19 protein-coding genes are annotated in these 23,696 nt (G+C 71.5%); 4 read left to right on the forward strand and 15 right to left on the reverse strand.

The annotated features are described in order from the left end of the window. Positions 1-296: 296 nt before the first annotated feature. The 5 genes from pstS to ACFJGU_RS21285 all read right to left on the reverse strand — a co-directional run bounded on the left by pstS (position 297) and on the right by ACFJGU_RS21285 (position 7,418). Positions 297-1,889, reverse strand: a complete 1,593-nt coding sequence (gene pstS, locus ACFJGU_RS21265; RefSeq protein WP_382306410.1) for a phosphate ABC transporter substrate-binding protein PstS — start codon at positions 1,887-1,889, stop codon at positions 297-299. Continuing rightward, positions 1,886-3,211: a phosphate ABC transporter permease PstA gene (gene pstA / locus ACFJGU_RS21270; protein ID WP_382306411.1), complete on the reverse strand. Its 1,326-nt coding sequence runs from the start codon at positions 3,209-3,211 to the stop codon at positions 1,886-1,888. Before pstA ends, pstS begins: the two co-directional genes overlap by 4 nt. A gap of 4 nt (positions 3,212-3,215) precedes the next feature. Further along, the gene (gene pstC, locus ACFJGU_RS21275; protein ID WP_382306413.1) at positions 3,216-4,352 is read right to left on the reverse strand and encodes a phosphate ABC transporter permease subunit PstC; all 1,137 of its coding nucleotides are present in this window, start codon (positions 4,350-4,352) and stop codon (positions 3,216-3,218) included. A 118-nt stretch (positions 4,353-4,470) separates the two neighbouring features. Further along, entirely contained in the window at positions 4,471-6,507 is a 2,037-nt protein-coding gene (locus tag ACFJGU_RS21280) for a protein kinase (RefSeq protein ID WP_382306415.1), read from the reverse strand. Continuing rightward, positions 6,504-7,418 (reverse strand): lytic transglycosylase domain-containing protein, encoded by a 915-nt coding sequence (locus ACFJGU_RS21285; protein WP_382306417.1) that lies wholly within the window; start codon positions 7,416-7,418, stop codon positions 6,504-6,506. Before ACFJGU_RS21285 ends, ACFJGU_RS21280 begins: the two co-directional genes overlap by 4 nt. Before the next feature lie 95 nt (positions 7,419-7,513). On the opposite strand from ACFJGU_RS21285, the gene ACFJGU_RS21290 reads away from it, so the two are divergent. Further along, positions 7,514-8,362, forward strand: a complete 849-nt coding sequence (locus ACFJGU_RS21290; protein ID WP_382306418.1) for an ABC transporter ATP-binding protein — start codon at positions 7,514-7,516, stop codon at positions 8,360-8,362. Positions 8,363-8,442: 80 nt separating this feature from the next. Here the strand turns inward: ACFJGU_RS21290 and ACFJGU_RS21295 are convergent, their stop codons facing one another. Next, positions 8,443-9,543, reverse strand: coding sequence for an oxygenase MpaB family protein (locus ACFJGU_RS21295; protein WP_382306420.1), 1,101 nt, complete (start codon positions 9,541-9,543; stop codon positions 8,443-8,445). 49 nt (positions 9,544-9,592) lie between these two features. Here ACFJGU_RS21295 and ACFJGU_RS21300 point away from each other — a divergent pair, with 49 nt between their 5' ends. Continuing rightward, positions 9,593-10,930 carry a geranylgeranyl reductase family protein gene (locus ACFJGU_RS21300; RefSeq protein ID WP_382306422.1) on the forward strand — a complete coding sequence of 446 codons (1,338 nt, stop codon included), beginning with the start codon at positions 9,593-9,595 and terminating at the stop codon, positions 10,928-10,930. Positions 10,931-11,050: 120 nt separating this feature from the next. On the opposite strand, the gene ACFJGU_RS21305 is transcribed toward ACFJGU_RS21300, so the two are convergent. Next, positions 11,051-12,370: an MFS transporter gene (locus tag ACFJGU_RS21305; protein ID WP_382306424.1), complete on the reverse strand. Its 1,320-nt coding sequence runs from the start codon at positions 12,368-12,370 to the stop codon at positions 11,051-11,053. Between the two features lie 114 nt (positions 12,371-12,484). On the opposite strand from ACFJGU_RS21305, the gene ACFJGU_RS21310 reads away from it, so the two are divergent. Further along, positions 12,485-13,360 carry a LysR substrate-binding domain-containing protein gene (locus ACFJGU_RS21310; protein ID WP_382306426.1) on the forward strand — a complete coding sequence of 292 codons (876 nt, stop codon included), beginning with the start codon at positions 12,485-12,487 and terminating at the stop codon, positions 13,358-13,360. 88 nt (positions 13,361-13,448) lie between these two features. Here the strand turns inward: ACFJGU_RS21310 and ACFJGU_RS21315 are convergent, their stop codons facing one another. Together ACFJGU_RS21315 and ACFJGU_RS21320 are read right to left on the reverse strand one after the other, a co-directional pair. Further along, positions 13,449-14,087: a response regulator transcription factor gene (locus ACFJGU_RS21315; protein ID WP_382310468.1), complete on the reverse strand. Its 639-nt coding sequence runs from the start codon at positions 14,085-14,087 to the stop codon at positions 13,449-13,451. Between the two features lie 369 nt (positions 14,088-14,456). Next, entirely contained in the window at positions 14,457-15,062 is a 606-nt protein-coding gene (locus ACFJGU_RS21320) for a TetR/AcrR family transcriptional regulator (protein ID WP_382306428.1), read from the reverse strand. Positions 15,063-15,108: 46 nt separating this feature from the next. Between ACFJGU_RS21320 and ACFJGU_RS21325 the strand changes: the two genes are divergently transcribed. After that, on the forward strand, positions 15,109-15,573 hold the full coding sequence (locus tag ACFJGU_RS21325) for an anthrone oxygenase family protein (protein ID WP_382306430.1): 465 nt from the start codon (positions 15,109-15,111) through the stop codon (positions 15,571-15,573). Between the two features lie 14 nt (positions 15,574-15,587). Here ACFJGU_RS21325 and ACFJGU_RS21330 read toward each other — a convergent pair whose 3' ends face one another. The 6 genes from ACFJGU_RS21330 to ACFJGU_RS21355 all read right to left on the reverse strand — a co-directional run bounded on the left by ACFJGU_RS21330 (position 15,588) and on the right by ACFJGU_RS21355 (position 23,665). Next, a complete protein-coding gene (locus ACFJGU_RS21330; protein ID WP_382306432.1) occupies positions 15,588-17,147 on the reverse strand; it encodes a sensor histidine kinase in 1,560 nt (519 codons plus the stop codon). Positions 17,148-17,366: 219 nt separating this feature from the next. Next, positions 17,367-19,022, reverse strand: coding sequence for a mycofactocin biosynthesis glycosyltransferase MftF (mftF, locus tag ACFJGU_RS21335; RefSeq protein WP_382306434.1), 1,656 nt, complete (start codon positions 19,020-19,022; stop codon positions 17,367-17,369). Positions 19,023-19,407: 385 nt separating this feature from the next. After that, a complete protein-coding gene (mftE, locus tag ACFJGU_RS21340; protein WP_382306436.1) occupies positions 19,408-20,163 on the reverse strand; it encodes a mycofactocin biosynthesis peptidyl-dipeptidase MftE in 756 nt (251 codons plus the stop codon). 179 nt (positions 20,164-20,342) lie between these two features. Then, on the reverse strand, positions 20,343-21,668 hold the full coding sequence (mftD, locus tag ACFJGU_RS21345) for a pre-mycofactocin synthase MftD (RefSeq protein WP_382306438.1): 1,326 nt from the start codon (positions 21,666-21,668) through the stop codon (positions 20,343-20,345). Between the two features lie 80 nt (positions 21,669-21,748). Next, positions 21,749-22,636, reverse strand: coding sequence for a VWA domain-containing protein (locus ACFJGU_RS21350; protein ID WP_382306439.1), 888 nt, complete (start codon positions 22,634-22,636; stop codon positions 21,749-21,751). 105 nt (positions 22,637-22,741) lie between these two features. Next, positions 22,742-23,665, reverse strand: coding sequence for an AAA family ATPase (locus ACFJGU_RS21355; protein WP_382306441.1), 924 nt, complete (start codon positions 23,663-23,665; stop codon positions 22,742-22,744). Positions 23,666-23,696: the final 31 nt, after the last annotated feature.

The following is a 23,696-nucleotide window of genomic DNA, read 5'->3' on the forward strand; positions in this document are numbered from 1 at the left end:
TCGTGCGGCGGGAACCGGGCTGACGGCTCCGGTGATGGCGATGAGAGCGCCCACAGCGGCACCGGCTGCGACGCCGGCGCCGATCGAGGCGAGCCACGAGCGTCCCCGGAGATTCCGGCGGGTGCGTGCGGCACGGTGCAAGGCAGACTCCAAGCTGAAATCCAGAGGATTCACGGGGGAACGACGCCAAATTATGGGCGCCTGGTGTCGATCGGATGAACGGTGCGAGAAGGAGACATCCCGCCGAGCTTTCGCACTGACGTCGGTGGCTGCCGATGCCCCGCGAACAGGTCACATCAGGAGTCGCGACCGCTGCGCTTGAGGCGCCGGGACGCCAAGGGCGGCACGATCACGGCGGCGAGGAGGAAGAGACCGGCCGCCAGCATGAGCCACTGCTGCGTGCCCATCCCGGGGTCGGGGATGGTGAACGGGCTCGACACCGCCGCGGCGCCGCCCGAGCCGCCGCCGCTGACCAGGGCGCCGTTCTCGTCGTAGACCGGCGCGGCACCCCCGGCGCCCCCGCCACCGCCCGCTGCAGCCGAGTTCTGCGCGGCGGCATCGGAGTTCGACGCCGGGTCGGATTCCGGGTTGGCCGGGTCGGTGGGCACATCGGCTGCGCCCCCTGTTCCGGTTGTGCATTGGGTGGGGCCCTGCTTGTCGCACTCCTCCGGCTGCGGCGCCGTGAGAGCCAGCTGGTTGCTATTCGGGTCGTCGCCCGGCTTGAACGTGGGGTTGTTGCAGTTGCGCGGATCGACGCCGCTCGAGCCGGCGCCCGGAATTCGGCTGATCTGATCCGATCCGGCGAGCACCAGGTTCATCGGCAGCGGCGAGTACCCGAGGGTGTCGGCCTGCTGCTGGCCTTCGCAGAGCATGTAACGCGCGAACGCACCGAGCGTGGCACCCTTCTGCTCGGTGAAGACTCCGCCGACCGCGGTGGGGATGATCATGTACGAATAGCTCGAGAGAGGGTAGGTGCGCGGATCGCCGTTGTTGTACACGCCGTCGAGGATCTGCGTGAGATCGGAAGGATCGATCTGGGCCTGCAACAGGGCGACCGCGACCGAGGTCGCCTTCGGTTCCACGTAGTAACCGGCGGCGTTCAACACCTTCGCCACCGGAAAACCCGAGTTCTTCGCGTAGGAATACTCGACGTAGGTGATGGCGCCTTCGCCGTAGCTCTGCGAGACGTATCCGGCCACTCCGAGCGAGCCGTTCTGGGCCTTCATCGCCGGAGTGGCGGGATACTGCGACGTGAGTCCGCTGCGGCCGGAGAACGCCGACCACAGGTCGCCGTACTGCTTCGACATCCAGAGCGTGAACTGCGCGGTCGACCCCGATCCGTCGGAGCGCACCACCGGCACTATGGTCTTGTCGGGCATCGTGAGGCCGGGGTTGTCGGCCTGGATGGCCCCGTCGTTCCAGTTGGTGATGACGCCGGTGAAGATCTTCGTGATCACCTCGCCCGAGAGCCGGAGGTTCGTCACCCGCTTGCCGTTGATCTGGAGGTTGTACATGAACGCCGTGCCACCGGCCACGATCGGCATGTAGGCATAGCCGCGCGTCGGATTCTCCGGCGAGGAGCCGTCATCCGGCGCGCTCTGGAACGGAATCTCGCTGACGGCGAAGTCGACGGTGCCGTTGATGAAGTCCTGGCGGCCGGCCGACGAACCGACGCCCGAGTAGTTGACCGTCATGCCGTAGTTGGCGGCGACGTTCTTGCGCCATTGGTCGAGGGCGTTCTGCGACCAGGTGGAGCCGGTTCCCGTGATCGGCAGGTAGTCGACGGCGTGAGCGGGAGAAGCGCCGGCACCGCCGAGGGCGGCGAGCGCGAGGAAGGCTGCCGCTGCGAGAGCGGCAGCGGCGCGGGCGAGAGTGCGGGTCGGGGTCACGCGGAGTCGTCCTCAGGGGTGGGGTGGGCGGGTGGGGCGGCGGCGAGCGGTGCGCGCGTCGGGTACTGGCCCATCGCCACGCGGTCTTCGAGAACGGTGATGCGCTGCAGGTCGCGCATCGACTCCGCCTGAGCGGCGCGACGCTGCCGGTCAGAGAGGATGCCAGGGCCGCGGCCGCCGATGATGCGGGCTACGACGAAGAGACCCAGCACGAGCAGGATGAGCACCGCGGCCGTGCCGAATCCGCGCGCGATCATGGTGGGCTCCGGCGAGCGCACGAAGTCGAACACCTGCAGCGGCAAGGAGATCATCGGTCCCTCGAAGGGATTCGCGTTCATCACCGAGGTGATGCCCGAGGTCAGCAGCACCGGCGAGGTTTCGCCGATTCCCCGCGCGGTGCCCAGGATGACGGCGGTCACGAGCCCCGAACGCGCCGTCGGCAGCACCACGTGCCACACCGTGCGCCAGCGGGTGGTGCCGAGCGCGTACGACGCCTCGCGCAGGTTCTGCGGAACGAGCCGCAGCACGACATCCGAGGCCCGGATCACGATCGGGAGCATCATCACCGTGATCGCCAGGGCCGCCGCGAAGCCCGAGCGCTGGTGGGTGAAGAGCTGGATGATCGCGGCGTAGACGAAGAGACCCGCGACGATCGAGGGCAGCGCGGTCATCGCATCCGCGATCGTGCGCACGAAGCGCGCGAACCGGCCGCCCACCTCGTTGAGGAACACGGCGGTCGTGATGCCGAGCGGCACAGTGATAGCCAACGCGATGGAGATCTGGATGAGCGTGCCGACGATGGCGTGCAGGATGCCGCCCGAGGTCAACGGGTCGAGCGGGCCCGTGAGCTCCATCGTCTCGGTGAAGAAGTTCGGATGCGGCAACGCTTCAGCGCCTCGCCCCAGCGTGTAGATGACGATGAACACGAGTGCGCCGAAGAGGATGACGCCCGCGCTCGCCATCAGCACGGTCGCGACGCGGTCTTTCACCTCCTGGAAGTCGGAGCGCAGCGACACCAGCAGCATGTAGAAGCCGATGAACGCGATGAAGGCCACTACGATCCAGCCGATCGCGCCGGTGAGCGGCCCGATCCAGCCGAAGAGGAGGGTGGAGAAGGCCGCAGCGGCGGCGAGGGCGCCGAACACGTTGAACTTCTCGTCGAGCGTCGCGGTGCGCACGCCGCGGCGCGACCCGATCTCGACGCCTTCGCTCGACGGGATGCGCGTGGGCGCCTCCTCGGGGAGGGTCGCGTCGGCATCGAACTCCTGCTCGTAGTCCTCCTCGAACTCCGGGGCGGGCGTGGTCTCGTGGGTAGTGGTCATCCGGTCACAGACTCTCTGCGCCGGATCGCGAGCGGGCCACGATCGACGACGCGGTGAAGTTCACGACGAGCGTGATGAGGAAGAGCACGAGCCCCGCGGCCATCAGCGCCGAGAGCCCGAACTCGCTCGCCTCGCCGTAGCGGAGCGCGATGAGGGCCGAGACCGAGTTCGTACCGGTCTTCAGCACCTGCCAGTTGATGCTGAACAGGGGCGAGATGATCATGTAAACCGCGATCGTCTCGCCGAGAGCGCGACCGAGGCCCAGCATGGTGCCGCCGATGATGCCGCCGCGGCCGAAGGGCAGCACGACGGTCGTGATCATGCCCCAGCGGGTCGCGCCGAGCGCGAAGGCGCCCTCGCGCTCGCCGATCGGCGCCTGCGAGAAGGCCTCGCGCATGACGGATGCCTGGGTCGGCACCACCATGAGGCCCACCACGATGCCCGCGATGAACGCCGAACTCGTGAAGGCGCTCGCCTCGGTGAGCCGGGCGCCGTCTTCCCCGGTGACGGCGAAGAAGGGGATCCAGCCGAAGTAGGTGGAGATCCACTCGGCCACGGGCACGATCGCGGCCTGCAGGAAGAAGACGCCCCACAGGCCGAACACGATGCTGGGCACGGCCGCCATCAGGTCGACCAGCGAGACGAGGAAGGAACGAACCCGGCCGCGCACCACCTCGGAGAGCAGAAGGGCGGTTCCGAGGGCGAGGGGGAAGCCGACGCAGAGGGCGATGACGGCGATAGTGATGGTGCCGAAGAGCACAGCCGCGATCCCGAAATTCTGTGTCTCGGGCGACCACTCCTGGGTGAAGAGGAACGAGAAGCCCGCGACCTGCAGGGCCGAACCGGCTCGGATCGAGAGGAAGAGACCCACGGCGAGCATGATGCCGACCGTGGTGGCGCCGGCCGCGAACGCGACGGTCTGGAAGACGGTGTCGGAGCGGGAGCGGCGCGAGATCAGTGAGCGCTTGCGGGGGGCATCCGTCGCGCCCTCTCCGGGGCGGTCGCCGTTGCCGTCACCGATGTTGCCGTCGCTCGCGTTCTGCGCGGCGCGCTCGTCTTCGTCGAGCGGTGCGAACAGGTCGCGGCTCTCGTTCTCGATGAAGACGTCGTCGATCGTCTGAAAGACGTCCTTCTCGGTCACCGGCCACCAACCATGGGGCCGATGCTCGGCTTGCTGGGTGAACGGCGGGGAGCGTGTGGCTGAAGGGGGCGTGGACGCGGCGTGGAGAGACGGGCGCGAGGCATCCGGCGGCCCACTGTCACCCCTCGCTCGGGGGGCGCGGTCCCGCCGTGTCGGTCGGATTCGGGGTGGGCGTCGACGTCGGAGTGGAGGTCGGCGTGCTCGTGGGAGTGCTCACGGGCGCCCGCGGGATGGCGATCACCACACTTACGGTGGTGCCGATGCGGGCGACTGCTCCCTCAGCCGGGGAGCTGCCGAGCACTGTTCCGACCGCGGCGTCGTCGGCCCGGGTGGTGATCAGGGTCTCGAAACCGGCGCTGCGGAGGCCGGCGAGGGCGTCGGCCTGGGTCGAACCCGCGATGCGCGGCACGGCGTTCGATCCGGAGGCGACGACGAGGTTCACGGTGCCCCCCGTGGCGAGCGAGCTGCCGGAGGCCGGATCGGCGGCCAGCACCGTCTCGGCGGCGAGCGCCGAGTTCTCCGTAGTGACCGTGCCGAGCACGAGGCCGCTGGCAGCGAGCGCGTCGCGCGCCGCGGAGAGGGAGCCGGATGCCAGTTCGGGCACAAGCACGAGCGGCACCTCGGTGGACGTCGGGCTGGGCGGTGGTGGAGACGTCGTGGTGGTGGCCGGGGGCGGAGCCTCGGTCTCGGGCCCGGCGGCCTGGGTCGGCGGAGGGACGCTCCCGGCAGCCAGGGCCCAGGCGACCACTACGACGCTCGCGGCCAGCCCGAGGATGAGCCAGAGGCCGAAGCGGTTGCGGGGCGTGACCGTGGATCCCGAGAATGCGCCACGACCGGAGGGGCCGGTTCCGCCATCGGCCGAACCGGCGAAGCCGGGTGCGCGACTGCCACCGGATCGAGGGCCGCTGCTGCCGGATGCACGGGCCACGGATGCGGGAACGGCGGTTCCGTTCCACGCACCGGTGCCGGCGCGACCGGCGCTTCTGGCGCGGGCACCGGCGCGCGGGAGCACCGTCGTCTCGGCCTCGGAGGCCGCCGTGCCTGCCGCCGCCGTTCGCGCACCCGGGATCGGCATCACGCGGGTCGTGCCTTCCCTGGCGTCCACGCCCGAGTCGACGCCCGGGCCGGCCGCATCCGTGGCCCCGCGCACATCCGTCTCGCTCACGGCGGGCATCGGGCTCAGGTGCCGCGCCGCAGTGCGCACGGCCACCAGCATCTCGTCGGCGCTCGCGAAGCGGAGCTCGGGGTCCTTCAGTAGGGCGCGCACGACGAGGCGGTCGACGGCTCGAGGGGTGCCGCGACGGGCAACCGACGGTACCGGCGGCGGCGCCTGGAGGTGGGCGAGCATCACAGCGCGCGGGTCGTCGCGCACGAACGGCGGGTGGCCGATCAAGGCGAAGTAGAGCACGGCGCCGACCTGGTAGAGGTCGCCGCGTTCGTCGACCGCCTCGCCGCGCGCCTGCTCGGGCGAGAGGAAGTTGACGTTGCCGAGCACGCCGTCCACTCGGGGGGCCACCGGGGGCCGGTCTCCGTCATCTCCATCGGGTGTGGATGCGGGGGTGCGGAGCACGTCGGCTCCGACCGCAGCGCGACCCGCGGCATCCGCGAGCCCGAAGTCGACCAGTCGCACGCCCGAGGGCCGCAGGCGGCCGCGCGGATCGCGGGCCACCATGATGTTCGCGGGCGAGACGTCGCGATGGATGAGCCCGGCGGCATGCGCGTAGGCCAGGGCCGAGAGCACGCCGTCGGCCACGGCGAGCGCGTCGCCGAGCCCGAGGGGGCCCTCCCGGTCGACGAGTTCGGCCAGGCTCGTGCCGAGCGCATATTCGAGGGCGATCCAGGCCAGGGTGTCGCTGCCGGATTCGTGCACGCCCACGCCACGCACGCCGACGATGTTCGGGTGCCGCAGCACCTCGGCGGCTCGCGCCTCGGCGAAGAAGGCGGTGCGGGCGGCATCCGATCGCGAGAGGTGCGGATGCAGCACCTTCAGCGCCACGGTCTCCCCCGTCTCGACGTCGTCGGCTTCGTAGACGGATGCCGAGCCACCCGACCCCAGCAGCCCGCCGAGCCGGAACCGCCCCGAGACCAGGCCGTCGGTGGCGCGCTCGTTCGCGGTCGCGTGCCCGGCGTCGGTCGCGCGCTCGTCGCCGGTCATCCGCCGGCCCCCGAGGACGGCGAGACGGCGGCGACCTGTGCGGCGTACTGGTTCGCGGTGGCGGCGACGGAGTCGACGTAGCTCTCGACGTGGTTGTACGCGAAGACGGCGGTGCGCCAGGTGACTGCGTCGGTGAGGTCGCCGTAGTGGCAGAGGTAGCGGGCAGCGGCGAGACTCGCGTCGTCGATCTGCTGCGGGTCGGCCACTCCGTCTCCGCTGCCGTCGGCACCCCAGGTCTGCCAGGTCGACGGGATGAACTGCATCGGCCCCACCGCCCGGTCGCCGCCGACGTCGCCGTCCAAGGCGCCGGCATCCGTGTCGTCGATCGCGTCGAACTCCCCGCCGTCGAGAGCGGGGCCCAGGATGCGCGGGGCCGCGACGCCGTCGGTCGCGCCGATCGACGAGCCGGCGTGGGTGCCATGGCCGGATTCGATCCAGCCCAGGGCCGCGATTGTGTTCCACCCGAGGCCGCACGTGGGCTGCTCGGCGCTCAGGGCGAGGGCAGCCGCCGCATAGCCGACGACGGCGCGCTGCGGGATGCCGGTCGCCCGCGCGACACCGGCGGCCCAGGACGGGTCGACGGCATCGACCGCGGCGACGGCTGCGGGGGTGCCTGCGGGGGCCTCGGGGCCCACGGTGACGGATGCGCCCGCTGCGGGGGCCGCCGCGCCTGCCGCCGCTGCGTCGCCGGTTCCGCCGGTCGCATCGCCGGTTCCGCCGCCTGCATCGCCGTTCTCGACCGCGGCAGCGCCGCCCGGGACGAGCGGGGCCGTGACGACAGCATCGGCCGCAGCCCACGCATCCGTCGTCGTGCGCGGCTCGGCAGACGCGCTCACGGCACCGACGACCAGCCAGGCGGCGAGGGCCGTCAGGGCGGCGATCAGCAGTCCGAGGCCGACGCGGGCAGTCATGCCCGAACCCTCGCGCCCGTCGGTGTCCGGCATCCGTCTGTCAGATGAAGGAGCGGTGTCGCGGAGGCACCCGGGCGCAACGCCAGAATAGACGGATGACCTCCTCACCCCCGGACGCCGTGCTCGAGTTGCGTGACGTGCGGTTCGTGCGAAACGGTCGGGTCATCCTCGATGACATCGACTTCGCCGTGCACGCCGGGGAGCATTGGGCGCTGATCGGGCCGAACGGGGCCGGGAAGAGCACCATTCTCAGCCTCTGCGGCGCGCTGCAGCATCCGACCTCCGGCGCGGTGTTCGTGCTCGGCCATCGCATCGGGCGGGTCGAGTTGCAGCAGTTGCGGCGGTCGATCGGGCACGTGAATCCGCGGCATCCGCTCACCTCCGCGCTCACCATCCGGGAGGTCGTGCTCACCGGGGTCACGGGCACCGTCGAGCTCATGCCGCACTGGGAACCGACGCCGGCCGAACGCACCCGCGCGGACGACTACGTGCACCTCCTCGGTCTCGACGGCAAGGGCGAGGAGCCGTGGACGACGCTGTCCCAGGGCGAGCGCGGGCGCACCCTCATCGCGCGGGCACTGATGACCGACCCCGAGCTGCTGCTGCTCGACGAGCCCTCCACGGGCCTCGATGTCGCCGCCCGGGAGCAGTTGCTCGACACGGTCGACCGGGTGCGGATCGCGCATCCGTCGCTCGCGTCGGTGCTCGTCACGCATCACCTCGAGGAGCTCCCCCGCAGCACCACCCACGCGATGCTGCTCGCCGACGGGCGGATCACCGCGGTCGGAGCGGCTACGGACGTGCTCACCACGGCGAACGTCACGGCCTGCTTCGCGCATCCGATCGAGATCGAGCACCGCCACGGGCGCTGGCACGCGCGCTCGACCGCGCACGACGCGCCGGCGGCCGCGGCCGCGCCCGCACCCGGGTCGCGCGCGCACTGAATCGCCAAGACACGCCGTCACGCAGCGCGGCGTAGCGGCGTGTTTTGGCGAATCGACGCGGCGGAGGGGGCGGCGGCGGGTCAGGCGTAGTCGGTGCGGATGCGGGACACGTAGTGGCGCTGCGGCCAGCGGCGGAGGGGGCGGGGCAGCATGCGATACACGGGAGCGCCGAAGCGCACCAGGCGGACGAACTTCCGGTCGCGGCGCGGCGACCAGGCGAAGCGGTACTCGCGGCGTACCGATTCCGGCAGCAGCGCGACCGTCACCAGACGGGCCACGGGCATCGCCATCCGGATGGGCAGGGGCGCTTTCTCGGCGCGCAACAGGGCGTCCGCCACGCCGCGGATCGTGTCGTCGACCCGGAGCGTCGCCAGCGTCTCGTTCCAGTAGGCGCGGAAGGCGGCCCGATCGGCGGGCCACAGCTCGGCCGGCATCTGGAGCGTGGTGCCGAGGCGGGCGTATTCGAGGTAGACGTGGTCGGCCGAGGCCTCGTCGAGCGGGCCGTAGACCGTCTGGTAGACGGTGAGCGCCGTGTCGTACAGCGTGGCGGCGACCCAGAGCTGCAGGTGCGGGTCGTACGCGTCGTAGAGCGGGTCGTTCGGATGCGCCGTGCCGGCGGTCGCGCTGGCGACACCCACGTCACCGGCGGTATCCGGGGCACCGGGGGCATCCGCGTCACCGGCGGCGTCCGCATCATGGGCGCCTTGTGCGTCACCGGCGGCGTCCGCGTCATGGGCGCCTTGTGCGTCACCGGCGGCGTGCGGGTCACGGGCGACATCCGCGTCATCCAGGTCACCGGCGACCCTCGGGCCACGCACGACATCCACGTCACCGGCGGCGTTCGTTTCGGGAGGAGGAGCGTTCGACGAAGGCTCCATACGACCTTCGGGTGCGTCAGCTCCTCCCGAAGCGGAGGACGAGGTCGGGCGAGGCGGGTTGCGCACCCCGGCGTGCGCACGGTTGACGGCTCGGCGCATGAGGCGCACGTCGTCGTCCGACCCGGAGGCGAGGGCGTAGATGTAGCTGAGGGTGGCGTTCAGGCGGTCCATCGGGCGGTTCGCGAAGTCGCTGTGGCGGGCCACGCCGTAACCGATCGCCGGGTAGGCGATCTGCAGCAGGATGGCGCGCCCGGCACCCGCGAGCAGCACGCTCTCGGGGGCGATGTCGGCGAGCCTCAGCATGCTGCGACGCTAGCATCGCGACCTCAGAGCACGACGATAGCCTGAGCACATGGAGCGCGACCCCGAGCATCCGGCCCCGATAGACCCCGCGGTGCGGTCTGCGGGCGCGCCCGCGCCGGACTGGGCGGCGACGGTGTGGGACGTGCTCGTCGTCGGCGCCGGCCCCGCGGGTTCCACCGCTGCTCGCGCGGCGGCTCTGACGGGCGCCGACGTGCTGCTGCTCGACCGTGCACCGTTCCCCCGCTACAAGACCTGCGGGGGCGGACTGCTCGGGGAATCGCTGCGGCTGATCCCGGAGCGGGCGCGGGCCACCGTCGAGTCCCGCGTCGGGGACACGCTCGTCACCTCGCGCTTCCGTCGCCCCTTCCGCCTGCGCCGGCCCGAGCCCTACCTCGCGATGGTCCGCCGCATCGAGTTCGACCAGGCCCTCGTCGACGCCGCCCAGGATGCCGGCGCGCGCTTCGTCGACGGCGTCGCCGTGCGCGGGATCACGCAACCCGGCGACGACGGCACCGCGGTCGACGAGGCCTCGGGCGCTCCCGCGGCCGCGTCGGACGCATCAGCAGCATTCGTCACCGTGCGCACCACGGCTGGGACCGTGCGGGCCCGGGTCGTGATCGGCGCCGACGGCACGGGCGGGCGCGTCGGCCGCTACGTGGGCGTCGTGCCCGGGGGCGTCGACCTGGGCCTCGAAGACGAGATCGCGATGCCCGCCGACGACACCCGCTGGCGCGACGCCGTCCGCCTCGACTGGGGAGGCGCATCCGGGAGTTACGCCTGGGTCTTTCCGAAGGGCGAGTCGCTGACGGTGGGGGTGATCCAGCGCAAAGGCGCTCCGGATGCGACGCGTGACTACCTCGCCGCCTGGCGCGCCCACCTGGGGCTGGCCGACGCGGAGACGCTGCACTCTTCCGGACACCTCACGCAGTGGCGCAGCGACTCGTCCCCCCTCCGCCGCGGCCGGGTGATCGTCGCGGGCGATGCCGCCGGCCTCCTCGAACCCTGGACGCGCGAGGGCATCTCGTTCGCCCTCCGCTCCGGCACCTGGGCCGGCGAGGCCGCCGCCGCCGCGGCTGCGCGGCTCGGCGAGCCCGCCGAAGCGGCCGCCGCGCTCGCCACATCGACGGCGCCCGCGACGCCCATCGTCGCCGCATCGACCGGCCCGCTCGACGACTACGAGGCGCGGGTCGAGGCCGAGCTCGGGGCCGAGATGCGTGCGGGTGCCGCCATCCTCGCCGCCTTCGAGCGGCACCGCGGTCTCGTGCACACGATGCTCCGCACCCGGCGAGGCGCCCGCTACTTCGTGCGCTTCTGCCGCGGCGAGACGTCGCTCGCCCGCCTCGCCCGCCACCGCTGGGCGATGCGCATCGTGCGCGCCCTGGGCTGAGCCCCACGCGCCCGCGCGGCAGCACTCATCCGCACGTTTTGGCGCTATCGAGAGCTCGGATTCCGCGAAAATGTGCGGTTCAGTGAAGCGGCCACAGCGGGACGAGCGACGAGGCGCCGCTCAGCGCCCGACGATCGCCACGAGCGGCTCGCGGCGGCGCAGGCTCACGCGCAAGCGCAGGCGCGACCGGCGCGCGATCAGCGCCCCGATCACGATCGCCGCCAGGGCCGGCACTGCGCCCGAGAGCACCATCCCGACGTGCGCCCCGAAGTGCTCCACCACCCAGCCCATCGCCGGCCCGCCCAGGGACTGACCACCGAGCAGCACGAGCACGTAGAGCGACATGACCCGCCCGCGGATGGCCGTGTTCGACGACATCTGCACGAGCGCATTCGCACAGGTGATGAACATCAGCCAGCCGAACCCCACCAGCACCAAGGCCGCGCCGAACAAGTACTCCGTCGGCATCCATCCGCTCGCCGCCTGCAGCGCACCGTAGATACCCGCGAGCCCGATCACCGTACGCAACCGCACCACCCGTCGCCGCGTCGACAGAAGGGCGCCGGTCAGCGCGCCGACGGCCACGAGGGTGTTGAACAGTCCGTATCCGCCCGGCCCCGCCTCGAAGACGTCGCTGGCGTAGGCAGCCAGGATGACGGGCATGTTCTGCGAGAACACGGCCAGTACGGCGAGGATCACGATGGTCCAGAAGATGGCCGGCTTGCTGCGCACGTAGCGGATGCCCTCCACCAGCTGCCCCTTCGCCCGCGGAGCCACCGGGGCCGGGAAGAGCTCACTCACCCGCAACCGGCTGAGCGCGAACACCACGAGTGCGCACGCCACCGCGTTGATGCCGAACGACCAGCCCGCCCCCACCGCCACGAGCAGCGCACCGCTCACGGCCGGCCCGATGAGACCGCCGAGCTGGAACATCGAGGAGTTGAGACTGATCGCGTTCCGCAGGTACCGCGGCCCCACGAGCTCGTTGGTGAACACCTGGCGCGCCGGGTTGTCGATCACGGTGACGAACCCGAGCACCACGGCCACGAGGTAGATGTGCCACACCTGAACCGTGCCGGTGAGGGTGAGCACGGCGAGCGTCAGGCTCGTGAACACGGCGGCGGTCTGCGTGATCATGAGCAGCACCCGCTTCGGATACCGGTCGACGATCACCCCACCGACGAGCCCGAACACGAGCATCGGCGCGAACTGCAACGCCACGGTCACGCCCACCGCCGCGACGCTGCCGGAGAGTTCGAGAACGAGCCAGTCCTGCGCGATCCGCTGCATCCACACCGCCGTCATCGCGACGAGGTTGGTCAGGGCGAAGATGCGGTAGTTGCGCACCGAGAGGGAGACGAGCGTGTGGCGCCACGGGGGCGGAGAACTCTGGACGGCGATCGGTTCGGTCTGGGGGTACTGGTTCAGTGTCGCGGTCACATCGGTTCCTGGTAGTTAGTTCGCTTTCTACAACGGTAGGGGTGACGGCAGCATTCCGAGACTAAATTGAAGCTATAAGTCCTATTGGTTTTTCGAATGACGAACGGATGCCCCGTGTTCGATCCCGCACTCCTCCGCACCTTTCTGGCCGTGGCCGAGACCCACAGTTTCACCAAGGCGGCGGCCCAACTCGGACTGAGTCAGCCGACCGTCAGCCAGCAGGTGCGCAAGCTCGAGACCGCGTCGGGCCGGCTGCTCATCGCCCGCGACACCCGCGTCGTGACGCTCACCGACAACGGCGACGCCATGGCGGGTTTCGCGCGTACCATCCTGGCGGCGCACGCGGCGGCCTCGAGCTACTTCTCCGGGTCGGCGATGCGGGGGCGCCTTCGTTTCGGGGCCGCCGACGATCTCGCCATCACGCAGCTGCCGCGCATCCTGCGTCATTTCCGCCAGCTCTACCCGCAGATCAACCTCGAGCTCACCGTCAACCAGAGCCTCCCGCTCTACCGGCAGCTGAAGGCCGGGCGGCTCGACCTCATCTTCATCAAGCAGATCCCGGATGCCCCCGACGGCGCCATCCCGGAGCTCGGCCGCGTGGTGCGCCGCGACACGATGGTGTGGATCGCCGAGGAGAAGACCATCATCGAGCCGGGCGAACCGGTGCCGATGATCGCGTATCAGGCTCCGAGCATCAGCCGGCAGCTCGCGATCGACGCACTGGAGGCCGCAGGCCGCACCTGGCGCATCACCTGCAACACCCGCGAGGTGAACGGGGTGCTCGCGGCCGTGAGAGCGGGGATCGGCGTCGCGGCTTTCCCGCACACGCTCATCCCCGACGACCTCGTGAAGGTCAGCAACAAGTTCGACCTGCCCGACCTCGGCGACGTCGACTTCACCCTGCTCTCGAACCCCATGGCGCCCGCCGAGCCGGTCGAGGCGCTTTCCTCGGCCATTCTCGGCCGCGCCCTCTCCCGCACCGGCGCCTGAAGCAAGTGCGGCCGCTCGCGAGGTAGCGCGAAGTGCGCGTCAGGAGCCTCTCGACTGTGACTTTGCGCTACCTGGCGAGAGCGGGCGCTCAGCGCTGGAGCCAGGCGAGCACGGCGAGCACGCGGCGGTGGTCGGTGCCGGAGTCGTCGAGGGCGAGTTTCTGGAAGATGGATGTCACATTCTTCTCCACCGCGCCCACGCCGATCACGAGGCGCGCGGCGATGGCGGCGTTCGTGCGGCCCTCGGCCATGAGAGCGAGCACCTCGTGCTCCCGCGGGGTGAGCGACTCGAGCGGATCGTGCCGCCGCCCGAGCAACTGCCCCACAACCTCGGGGTCGAGCACGGTGCCGCCCGCGGCGATCCGGCGCACGGCGTCGTCGAGTTCGGTGAGCGAGGCCACACGGTCTTTGAGCAGGTACCCGATGCCGCCGGCGCCCGAGGCGAGGAGTTCCTGTGCGTAGGTCACCTCGACGTACTGGGAGAGCAGCAGGATGCCCAGGGCCGGCCGAATCGCCCGCGCCCGGATCGCGGCGCGCACGCCCTCATCGCGGAAGGTGGGCGGCATCCGCACGTCGAGAACGGCGAGATCGGGCGCGGTGTCGTCGAGGGCGGCGAGCAGCGATTCTCCGTCGCCGTAGGCGCCCACGACATCGACCCCGGCTTCCGCCAGCACCCGCACAAGCCCTTCACGCAGCAGCACCGAGTCGTCGGCCACCACCACCCGCAGCGCTCGCTGCGCCTCGCCGCCGCCCCCACCCGCATCCGTTCCACTCACGCCCTCAGCCTAGGGTGCGCGCTCGCGCTCTTCCGTGCGGTCACTGCTCGCCCGCCGGGGCGCCGAGCCGCGTCAGCAGCACCCAATCGTCGCCATCACCGCCCGCTGCGCACGGCCCACGCCCGCATCCGCTTCCCTCATCCAGCCGCGCGTGCACGCTGCCCGCCCTCACGGCTTGGCAGTGCCCGCCCGTCGAGGAGCCGGGCCGCGTCAGCAGCACCCAATTGCGGCCATCACCGCCCGCTGCGCGTGGCCCACGCCCGCATCCGCTCCCCTCATCCAGCCGAGCGTGCACACTGCCCGCCCCCCCCCCCCGGGCGGTCACTGCCCACCCATCGAGGCGCCGAGCCGCGTCAGCAGCGCCAGGGACGCCTCGCGCGCTGCCGCCACCACGTCGTCGTCACTCGCTCCGGTGCCGGCGGACGCGGCCACGGCCGCGTTGATGCTGAGGAACGCCATCCGCACGAGCACGACGCGCGTCGGGTCGTGCGGACCACTCGCATCCCCACCCGCGAAAAACTCCACCACCCCCGCCAGCCCGTCGCGGATGCGCCCGCCGGCGTCAGCCGAGACCGACCGCATCACCGCGGGATTCGCCGTGACGAAGCGGATGCCCCGGAGCTTGTCCACGGTGAAGGAATCCACCCAGCGCAGCACGGCGCGCTCCAGCAGATCGGGCGCCGGCGGCTGGCTGCGCACCCAGTCCAGCAACTCCTCCGCCTCGTCGCCCCGTGACCGGAGGACGGATGCCACGATCTCGTCCTTGCTCCGGAAGTGGTAGTAGAGCGCCGCTTTGCTGATACCGACCCGCTCCGCGATCTCCCGCAGCGACGTCGCGTCGTAGCCCTGCGCGCTGAACAGGGTGAGCGCCGCATCCTGGATCTCGTGCCTCGTCTGAATGCCCGAACGCTTGCCCCTGTCGATCATGGTCCGAGTCTATCGTCACTTACCTGCCGACCGGTAGGCTGGCGGCATGAACGTCGTCATCGTGATCGAGCTCGCCGCGCTGTTCCTCTCGGGTCTTCTCGCCGGGGAGGAGTTCGTGGTGCGTTACGGCGTGCAGCCCGCCCTCTCCGCTCTGCCCGACCTCCCGCACGTGCTGGCGCGTCAGTCGCTGGTGCGGCGACTCCGCGTCGTGGTGCCCGCCCTCATGGTGCCGACCGTGCTGCTGGCCGTCGCCGCACTCGTCGCCGGGGGCACGGGCCCCGGTGCGGCGCTGCGCGGGGCGGCGCTCCTGGCGCTGGCGGCGTTCCTCGGCTTCTCGTTCCTCGGAACGGTGCCCATCAACATCCGCGTCAACGACTGGACTCCGGATGCCCCGCCCGCCGACTGGAAAGACGTCGTGCGTCGCTGGGAACGCATCGACGTCTTCCGTTCCTCGGCCGCACTCCTCGCCTTCGCCCTCGCCCTGGTCGCGTTCGCTCTCGACCTGGTCTGATCTCGGCGCGCGTCTCAGATCAGCGGATCGGCCGAGCCGACCCCAGGCCCACCATCCGCAGCCCGAGCCCAGTCCGGCGCCGCGGGAGCCGGAGCGCCGGGCTCCGTCGGGGCGACAGGCGCAGTCGGGACGGCGGGCGACGCCGTGAAGGGCAGGTGCGCGGCGAGCACGGTCGGGCCGCCGGCCGGACTCATCAGCTCGAGGGTGCCGCCGACCCCGCGCAGGCGCTGCTCGAGCCCCGCGATCCCGTGACCTTCGAGCGGGGCGGCCCCGCCGCGCCCGTCGTCCACCACGGTCACGTCGAGCCACGACGCGACGCCGTCAGCCGCCGACCGCACCGCGACCCGCACCTCCACCGACCGCGCGGCCGCGTGCTTGGCCGCGTTGGCCAGCGCCTCGCTCGCCACGAAGTAGGCGTTGCGCTCGATCTCCTGCGGCACCCGCAACCCCGCGGGCAGCGAACTCACGACGCGGGTCGGTACCGGACTCCGCACCGCCGCCGATTCGAGCGCCGCAACGAGCCCGCGATCGAGCAGGATCGGCGGCGCGAACCCCCGCGAGAGCGAGCGCAGCTCGTCGAGCGCCTCGCGCGACTGCGTCATCGCCTCGTCGAGGAGCTGCCGCGCCCGCGCCGGGTCGGTGTCGATCTGGCGCTCCGCGGCCGCGAGGTCCATCTGCAGGCGCACGAGGCGCTGCTGCGGACCGTCGTGGATGTCGCGCTCGAGCCGCCGGAGCGAGTGCCCCTCGGCGGCCACGGCCGCCCCGCGCGAGGCCGAGAGCTCGAGAACCTCGCGACGCAGCGCATCCGACCGGAACGGGCCGAGCATCCCTCGGGCGATCCCGTAGTGCACCGAGACGAGGCCGCGGGTGACGAACGGCAGGGTCGCGAGGAAGACCACGCCCGCCACGAACAGGACGATGTCGTCGCCGAGACGCTGATCGATCCCCGTTCCGGCGCCGGGAGAGAAGAAATCGGCGATCACCTGCAGGAGGCCCCAGCGCCGGTCGCCCTGCGGAATCCAGCGGCTGTAGAACCAGTACGTCGCCCCACCGAGTCCGGTCGCGACCCAGGTGATCGTGATCGACCAGGTCACCACCCCGACGATGAAGTTCACGATCATCCCGTGCAACAGCGCGAGCCAGTAGTGCCCGTTGCGGAACACGGCGAACATCCGCGTGAACCAGCCCTCGCCGCTCACCACGCGCCATTCCGGCGTCGGGATGTCGGGGAAGCCCGCCGCCCGCAGCCGCAGCACCTCGAAGGCGCCGAATCGGCGCGCGACCCACATCGTGGCCACGAGCAGGAAGAATCCGACCATGATGATCAGGGTGCCGACACCGGTGCTGAACAGGGTGACGAGGGTCACCATGCCCGCGACCACGATCGGGAGCGTCGGCAGCAGGAAGCCGAGCTCGCGCGGCACTCCGCGCCAGAGCCGTCCGTAGAGGGTGCCGCGGCGGGTGGGGGGCGGTGTCGCCATCCGCGCGCCTCCCTGCTCTTGGTGCTGCTCGAATGCGGATCGCGGAGCGCCAGCGGCGATCCCGACGACCTCGTCGTCCTCAATGGTGGTCATGTCCGGTCCCTTCGATTGTCCCAGCACCCCGGCCCGACCGCAGTCGCGGGAGTGCTGTCCCGACATCCCCCAGCCTCGCGAACCCCTCGCGGCACCCCCATCCGGCTCCCTCACGAATCGGGGGTGGGGTTATCCCCCCTCCCCCTCGAACTTCTTGCCCCGTCCCGCCCCAAAAGCGCCCATTTGGGGCGGTACGGGGCAAGAAGTTCGGGGAGGAGCTCAGCGGGAGCGACGGATGTCGGGGAGGAGGGCACCCCAGGAGCGACCCCGGAGGGCGCTCACCCAGACGCCGGCGCCGTAGGCGAGGTCGTCGAGGCGTCGGGCCAGCGCGAAGCGGAAGGGATCGAGGCGCACCCGCGTTCGGCGGTGCTCGATCGCGACATCGGCGAGGTGCGCCACGAGAACGGCGCGGCGCAGGCGGGCGGAGAAGAGGCATCCGATCGCCACCGCCGGCCACCAGTGCCGCAGCAGGAGCGCCATCGCCTGTACAAGGGAGGCGAGGAGTCCGTTCGCGGTGAGACCCGCCGCGACCCGCACCGGATGCTCGCTCCTGGAGAGCTTCGACGCGAGCCGCCACACCGTCACGGCGCTGATCGCGAGCGCGACCGGTACCGACCACTTGCGCTGCGCGAGCAACACCGCCACCACGGCCGCACTCCACGGCGCGAGCACGGCCGGAGCGATGTCATGCGGATGCCGTTGGGCGAGCGGATGCGCGCCCGTTCCGTAGAAGGCTTTGCGCGCCATCCATTTCCGTATTGTCGTGCGATGCTCGTGCCACACGGTGGCGGCGGGTTCGTAGCGCACACGGACGCCGCGGTCGGCGAGGCGCCAGACCAGGTCGACGTCTTCGCCCACCCGCATGTCCGCGCTGAAGCCTTCGCCGAGCGCGTCGACGCGCGCCAGCAGGAAGGTGCTCGACACCCAGGAGACGGGGGCGCGCTGCCGCACGATCGCCGGATGCTCGCCGAGGTCGAGGCTCGATCGGGCGTCTTCGTAGCGGCCGATCCAGTTGAGCCCCTTCTCGCCTGGCAGGCCGAGCACGCGCGGTGCGACGAGGGCGACCTGCGGGTCGGCGAAATGCCGGATCAGGGTGTCGACGACATCCGGATGCGCCACCACGTCGGAGTCGACGAACGCGACGAACGGCGTGGTCACCTCGCGCAGGCCCGCGTTGCGCGCGGCGGCGGGGCCTCCGTTCTCGGCCAGCTCGAGAACCTCGGCGCCCCACCGCGCGGCGGCGGCGCGTGTGCCGGCCGGATCGACGGAGGCGTCGTCGACCACGATGATGCGGGGTGCTCGCCTCGGTGAGACGTCACGGTTCGCATCGGGCGCAAGACGGGAACCCGAAGGGTCATCCCCCGACGCGCCGGCCGCATTCTCCGCAGGCCGACCCGCCCGTGACGCGGGGTCACCGATCGTCGCAGTGGGCCCAGCCCCGGGCCGCCCGGTCGCCGGCGACGCGGTGGCCGCCCCCGGTCCGGCAGGTCCGGTCGCTGGGGACGAGGGGACCGCACCCGGACCAGCAGAGCCGGTCGCCGGGAACGGGAGAGCCGCACCCAACCAGGCAGGATCGGTCGCTGGAGACGAGAGGGCCGCGAGCAACCGTTCGAGCGCCACCGGGCGGTCGCGCACGGGGATGACGTACGTGACGTCGGCGGCCTCTCCCGGCGGAAGCGACGCGACGACGGGATCCGCGATGCCCGCCTCGAGCAGCCGGTCGGCCAGCACCGCGGTGGGGCGGTCGCGGATGCGCACCTCGCGCCCCTCGAACAGGCCCGCCGCCGCCGCGGTGAGGTAGAGCACGCGCGTCGGTGCGCCGCCGATGAGCGCCCGCCCGCCGTCCTTCACCCGCACGCGGCGATTCAATCGCACGACACTCCCCCACGGCAGCCCGCCGGACCCGCGCGGCCCGGCGGCGGTGTCGGCGCTCTCCGCTCCGGCAGCCCCAGCCGGGACACCACCGGATTCGCGCGACGGCACGTTGGGTCCATCGGCGCCCGCACCGCGCCCGATCGGCTCACCCCCCTGAGGTTCGCGAGGCGTCATTTCAGACACCCCAGCGCGTCACAGCCCGAGGCTCGCACGGCAATACCGTTGCCAGCGGCGGATGCGGCGGCCTGGCTGCCCAGAGGCCCGCCACTCAGCATCGTGGTCACTCTCGATGCGGTGGCCTGACCGAGCCAGGGATCGCCCGGCGTCACCGCAGTCACCCGCTGTGCGTTGCCGGCCATCGTCCGTTGATGTGGAATCTCAGGCCTCACCGGAGCATGCCTCGCGCGTCCGGAGCGTCGGCCACGACGCGGCGGAGTGCATCCGCCACCATCCCGTCGAAGAGGGCCGCTCCCTCGGCGGCGCTCGCCCCCGTCGGATCGCCCAGGATGCCCGAGGGTGACACCGCCGCCACCCCGCCGGCCGCCATGAGCGGCAGCAGCGCCGACATCGGCTCGGTGTTGCCGGCGCCGGGCAACGGCAGCGTCACCGCCGTCGGTGCAAGGTGCAGCAGGAGCGACGTCTCGATGCGCCCGGCGTGCGCATCCGGCGCAGGGAGACCCAATCCACCACGGGCATCCCCATCGCGCGTAGAGGCGACGGGCGCGGCAGCGCACGGAACCCACGCGACGCGGTGGTTCTCGGCGCGGAGCTGCGGCACCGCCGATGCGAGAGTGGGCACGTTGCCGCCATGGCCGTTCACGATGACGATCCGCGCTGCCCAGGTCGACAGCGACCTCACCAGCTCGATCAGCACGAACCGCAGAGCCTCGTGACCGATCGAGATCGTGCCCGGGAACGACTGGTGCTCCCCGCTCGCGCCGTACGCCAGCGCGGGCGCGACCACGACCGCCTCGCCGCCCGCGAGCATCCGTTCTCCGACCGCGCCCGCCACGGACCGCGCGATCACGGCGTCGGTGTCGAAGGGCAGATGCGGCCCGTGCTGCTCGGTCGACCCGATCGGCAGCAGAACCGTCGCGCCCGGCGGCACGTCGGGCCAGCTCAGAGCGTCGAGTCCGGTCATGTCACCACGCTATCCGCTCGCCTTCCCCACCCGTCCACGAAGGTAGCGCGCCTCGACGGACCCGCTTGGCGTTCCAATCCGCAAACGTCGCAGCAAGCGCGCCCAAATGAGCGTCGGTGAGCGCGACGTTTGCGGATTCGAACGCGAACTCCTTCGAAACGAGGCTTCGCACGCCCCCTCTACTTCTGCTCGGACTCAGCCTTCGCCAGGGGCTTCGTGGTGCGGGTCCGGGTCGTGGTCTTCGAGGCGGTGCGCGCCGGCGGCGCCGCGGATGCCGTCGACGCCGCGGCATCCGTCCCGGCGGCACCTCCGGCCCCACCCGCCGTGGACGACCCCGCTCCGAGCGTCCTCGTGAAACCCGCGGGGATCACCAGATCATCCGGCCCCAGCTCGTGCACCGAGGCGTGCCCCGTGCCGAGCACCGCGGAGTCGAGCCCGCCGCGCAGGATGTCGAGCACGTTCTCCACGCCCGCCTGCCCATTGGCCGCCAGACCCCAGAGATACGCCCGCCCGATCATCACGGCCCGCGCCCCGAGCGCCACCGCCTTCGCCACGTCGCCACCGCGCCGCACCCCGCCGTCGAGCACGACCTCCACCTGCGAACCCACGGCCTCGGCCACCGACGGCAGCACCCGGATGGTCGCCGGCGTCGTGTCGAGGTTGTTGCCCCCGTGGTTCGACACGGAGATCGCGGTCACACCGGCATCCACCGCCCGTAGCGCGTCGTCGACCCGCGTGACGCCCTTGAGCATGAACGGCCCGCCCCACTCCGAACGCAGCCACGCCACGTCGTCCCAGGTGGGCGGCGGCGTCTGCATCCACTCGTAGTAGGCGCCGAAGAAGGTCGGCGCCACTCCCCCGGGCGGCTGGAGGTTGGGCGCCGTCAGATCCGGCAACTCACGGCGCTTGAGGTAGGCGATCAGCCACGCAGGATGCGGCAGCACGTTCGGCGCGAAGTTCACCATGGTCTTCAAGTCGAGCTTCTCCGGGATCGACGGGCTCCCCCAGTCGCGCCCGTTCGAGAACGACCAGTCGAGTGTGGCGATCAAGCCCTTCGCCCCCGCCTTCCGCGCCCGGTCCATCCGCTGGATCATCGCGTCGCGCGTCCCGGTCCAGTACATCTGGAACAGCGTGTTCGGATTCGCCTCCACGACCTCCTCGACCGGCTTCGACGCGAACGACGACAATCCCATCGTGATGCCCCGGTTCGCCGCCGCCCGCGACACCGCGACCTCCCCATCCGGATGCACCGCCTGCACACCCGTCGGCGAGATCATCACCGGGAACGACAACGGCAACCCCATCACCGAGGTCGAGAGATCCCGCGTGGGCTTGTGCCCGGCGACGTGCGGCGCGAATCCGATCTCCGAGAACGCGCCGATGTTGTCTTCGATCGTGAGCCCGCGCTCCGATCCGGCCACCAGCGCCCCGTACACCGACGAGGGCAACCGCTTCTTCGCCCGGCGCTGTGCCTCGGCGACTGTCTCGAACCACGGATTGACCATCGGATTCTCACTTCCCTCTCGATACGACGTTGACGAGAACTATCGGCATTCTATATGACACTCGGTGCCAAAATACATCCTCACGACCGGAACAGCTCGCCGAGGGCCGGCGCGATGTCGTGGAAGGTGCGGATCGCGTGGAAGCCGCCGCGCCCGATCCGGGCCAGCTCCCGCCCGAGCTCGACATCCTTCTCCCCGCTCGTGTCGAGCAGCACGTCGAGCCGCGGCAGCCGTCCGGCGAAGGGCCGCGGGTCGGGTCCGGCGTTGTGCACGCAGTCGGAGAGCAGGATGACGCGCGCGTTCCGCTCGGGCACGCCGGCGAGCTGGGCGGCGGCGAGCTGGAGTGGGAAGGCCACGTTGGTGAGACCGCGGGCCGGGATGCGCAGCATCTCGTCGAGCAGTTCCATGGGCCGCACCGGGTCGCCGAGGCGCTGCAGCACGGCGGCATCCGACCAGAACGCGATCACGCCGAGCGCGTCCTGCCCCGACTGCCCGAGCTCGGCGGCGAGCGCTCCGACGGTCGCCGCCGCGGTGCGCACCCGCTCCCCCTTCATCGATCCGGAGACGTCGACCGCCAGCACCACCGAGCGGCGGGCGCGCACCCGCTCCCGCACGATGATGTCCTCGTCGTCGGGCACCGGACGCTCGGCGAGCATCTCAAGGGTCTGGTCGAGATCAATGTCGTCGCTGCCGCCCCGATACGGCACGCTCGCGAAGTGGCCGGCCCCACGATCGCGCGCCGTGTCGACCTTGGGCTTGGGCACCGAGAGCCGGGCCGCGATCTGCGCGGCACGCGCCCGCACCACCGGGTCGACGTGAGCATCCTCCTCCGCGAGCGGGATGAGAGCGGCCGGGTCGTCGGTGAACCCCGCGCCCGAGCCGGTCGGCCGGCGCGCGCCGGTGCCATCCGCTCGCCCTGGCTGGGGCCGCAGCACGAGCCCCGCGCCCGACCCGGCGACATCGAACACCGTCGGATCGGCGTCGAGCTGCTTCGGCTTCCGTCTCAGCGGCTTCGCCCCTCGCGGCGCCTCAGAACTCCGCCGCGACACCGGCGAGTCGGCCTCGACCGCTCTTCATCCCGGCTCGGCCCGGGCCGGTTCCAGGATGAAGTGGTCTTCCCAGATCTCGCGCAGCACCCGCTCGGGCGTGGTCTCGGCGGCCTCGTCGAGGTGGATGCGCCCCGACAACGACACGAGCATCGCGTCGAACAAGGCGGCCTGGTACACCTCGTCCGACGGCGCCTCCGACGACTCGTCGAACCCGCGCAACGCGAAGAGCTCGTGCGCCACCAGCGCGCAGTCGATCGCGCCGCGCACGCTCGAGCCCTGCCGGACATCCGGATGCTCGCGTGTCGCCCGCGTGACGGCGACCGCATCCGGGATGATCCGCACCGCCAGGGGCCCCAGCAGTCCCGTGCGGAGCGCGACGATGCCGCGCTCCGACTCGGCGTCCTGATAGCCCACGACGATGCGGTTCAGCCGGTCGGCGACGCTCGTGGAGAGCCGCGTGGTGCCGACGTTGTCGAAGGGGTTCATCGACGCGATGACCCGGAAGGTCGGCTGCGCCTCGATCAGCCCCACCCGCGGCACCTCGATCGCCCGGTCGGCCATCGCGGTGAGCAGCGTGTTGAGCGTGTCCTCGGGCGCACGGTTGAACTCCTCGATGTAGAGGAACCCGCCCTGACGCATCGCCTCCACCAGCGGCCCGGCCACGAAGTTGTCGGCGCTGTAGTCCTCGCGCAGCACGCGGGCCGGATTGTGGTGGCCCACGAGCTTCGCCGGCGTCAGGTCGGCGTTGCCCTCGACGAAGAGCAGCGGGATGCCCCACTCCTCCGTGATCGCCTTCAGCATCGTCGTCTTCGAGGTTCCGGGCGGACCCTCGAGCACGAGGTCGCGCCCGGCGGCGACGGCCGCGAGCGCCAACTCGAGTTCGCGTTCGCGACCCACCAGGTGCCCGGCGATCCTCCGACGGGTCTCCGCGACATCCGTCTCACCCATGCGGGCTCCCCTTCCAGGCGACGGCACCGAC

Source organism: Herbiconiux sp. UC225_62 (assembly GCF_042694625.1).
In the GTDB taxonomy this organism is placed as follows: Bacteria; Actinomycetota; Actinomycetes; order Actinomycetales; family Microbacteriaceae; genus Herbiconiux.